At 38.4% G+C, this 2,103-nt stretch carries 2 protein-coding genes; one reads left to right on the forward strand and one right to left on the reverse strand.

The window, feature by feature from the left end; all coding sequences use genetic code 11:
* Positions 1-82: 82 nt before the first annotated feature.
* On the reverse strand, positions 83-1,126 hold the full coding sequence (locus IE054_RS17655) for an aspartyl protease family protein (protein ID WP_189408578.1): 1,044 nt from the start codon (positions 1,124-1,126) through the stop codon (positions 83-85).
* A gap of 672 nt (positions 1,127-1,798) precedes the next feature.
* Here IE054_RS17655 and IE054_RS17660 point away from each other — a divergent pair.
* Entirely contained in the window at positions 1,799-2,011 is a 213-nt protein-coding gene (locus IE054_RS17660; protein WP_189408580.1) for a hypothetical protein, read from the forward strand.
* Positions 2,012-2,103: the final 92 nt, after the last annotated feature.

A 2,103-nucleotide genomic window follows, 5' to 3' on the forward strand; every position in this document is an offset into this window, starting at 1 on the left:
TCGATCAACTGCTTGTAACTCATGGTAATACTCTTGTTTTTTGGCGATTACAGAGTACCACCAACAGGCAGTTGATCTCTTCTCACCGTTTAACCATGAGTGGTGCACTTATTATCTGAATTCGGGCCCAAATCTTTTCACCTGTGAAGTCAAAAACCATATTAAAGCGTTGCATAATCTCGTTGCCCAATACACCATGACTACCACTTTGAGGGTTGCTCCCTACTACACGAAAGTATGTAGGTAACTGAGTAAAGTTTTGCTCACCAATGATCAAAGAATTTAATAGTCCTACTTTGTTTGATGTATCGCCACTAACCCCTGTAGTTCGAGCATCATAATTATTATCTGGTATCACAAAATTTTGGTTGGCAGTAAACAAACTCAGCGTTCCGGTGGATCCCGTATCAAGCATGACTTTAACAACTTTCTCTGTCTGGCCGTTTGTTATTATTGCTTCTAAATAAGGGGTATTATCTTCTACTTGAATTTCTATGCTATACCATGATTGAGAAGCATAATTTTGATAATTTTGAGGGGTAGGTGAGGAGATTTTAAGTGACTGCTCATCATGGTTTATTTCGATTAGGCAGCAATTGAAAAAATCTGCGCCTAATACGCCGTCAAAATACGTTTCTTCAATACTATCAAATGGCATAGCTGAAGTAGGGGCGTATATGACAGATAAATCTGTAATTGAGAAGTCACCAACCTCTATTTGCGTATCATTGACGATGTAGGCAGTAGGATCATCACCATTCCCAGAACCGGATATTTTGAATGGCTTGCTTTGAGAAAACCCCAATAATCTGGTGGCAGCTGTTTCAGTGACTACAGTTGCGGCTGCTCCAGAATCTAATACGAAACGAAACCCTTCTACCCCATTTATAGTAGTATTGACGATAATATGGTTATTAAGCATTGTAAATGGAACTACCGTATCACTCTTTCCTTCGCCCCAAGACACATTTGCATTAGCGTTTTGCCATTGAAAATTAGCCATATCCCAAATTCGACAACCAGAAATACTGGAGATTATCAATAGGAGAGTGAATTTAATAATAGTCTGTCCAGCAGAAAGGCATTCTTTAGTTCTTTCTTTCGGCGTTTTCGTAAGTGATAACATCGTTTCGCCCCAGTGATTTTTAATTACCTTAACAGCTAAAAGTTATTGTAATACGACAAATGCTAGTCACTTTGTAAAAATTTATTTCAATAGAAGAAAGTGGTCACCAACAGTGGCAGCTTGATTTAAGTTAACGAAATTGAGTGAATCCATATTGTTTTATTTAATGCACGGCTTAATTCCTATAAGTAAAAGGTTTCTCATGTATCTATAAGTGCGAAAATTTATTTGAAGAGGAGGTTTACCCTGTGAAAAGTGTGCCTTGAATTTCGGATATTGACGCTTGACCAATTGACACAAGAAAAGTTTGCTCTGATCGGAGACATTTATAGCTATGAGCGTGAACTGCTAGCAATGGCATTTATGCCAAGGATTTGTATCTCAATGTATTGATGACTTTTCTTTTAGCCTATGCCTTTTGCGATGGAAAACTCACTCCGCCAAGGACCGCTTTACGTACGTTGCAGTCTGTTTTCGAGCCGTGTTAGCTGGTCAGCTTCAGACAATAAACCGACGGTAAGTTTATGGTGTTTTGGAAACGGTGAGCATAAACAGTGATTACTGATTTAATCGTAAAATTCATGAGAAGCGATCTAGATACTCTTAACTAACTGTTGAAAAAATGCACAGCAAAGCCTATGGTATTTATAGGAATATAAAGGGAAAGATATTATGAAATTCGTAACACTGTTCTATGTTATCTTTGCTTATGCCTCTTTTGCTCAGGCTGCTAACTTAGAAAGTAAGTATCCAAAATTCTACATACAAGAAAGTATCGAAGTAATAAATGAACAGGTTGAATATAAAGGGAAAACTTTTACCGTCGTGTTACTTCCCTCTGTAGAAGTTACCGCGGATTCAACCCCGAAGTGCACCACTCGCTAAATTAAGCTGTTCTTCGTAATTCATTGAAGACCACCGATGGTTGTTTAAACCCAAGGCATTTCCTTGGCCTTGCATTCAGCGCACGCTCAACG

Origin of the sequence: Alteromonas halophila (assembly GCF_014651815.1) — a bacterium.
In the GTDB taxonomy this organism is placed as follows: Bacteria; Pseudomonadota; Gammaproteobacteria; order Enterobacterales; family Alteromonadaceae; genus Alteromonas; species Alteromonas halophila.